Raw genomic sequence first — 255 nt, 5'->3', positions numbered from 1 at the left:
ATCCCCTCTTGGGTCTGTAGCTCAGTTGGTTAGAGCGCACCCCTGATAAGGGTGAGGTCGGCAGTTCAAGTCTGCCCAGACCCACCAAATTCCCGTGATACGGCGTTAAAATGCTCCTCGCATGGAAGCCCATGCGTCGTCTCATTTTGCCTGGTCTCACGGAAATTTATGACAAGAGGCGATGCAGTGCGAACGCAATGGGGCCATAGCTCAGCTGGGAGAGCGCCTGCCTTGCACGCAGGAGGTCAGCGGTTC

General features: G+C 56.5%; 1 tRNA gene. It reads left to right on the top strand.

The annotated features are described in order from the left end of the window. The first annotated feature begins 10 nt into the window (after positions 1-10). Positions 11-87: transfer RNA gene (locus HW452_RS17455), tRNA-Ile, on the top strand. Positions 88-255: the final 168 nt, after the last annotated feature.

It is taken from the genome of Vreelandella aquamarina (genome assembly GCF_020075495.1).
In the GTDB taxonomy this organism is placed as follows: Bacteria; Pseudomonadota; Gammaproteobacteria; order Pseudomonadales; family Halomonadaceae; genus Vreelandella; species Vreelandella aquamarina_A.
The sequence above is the reverse complement of the archived record's forward strand: the minus strand, read 5'-3'. Positions and strand labels throughout refer to the sequence as shown.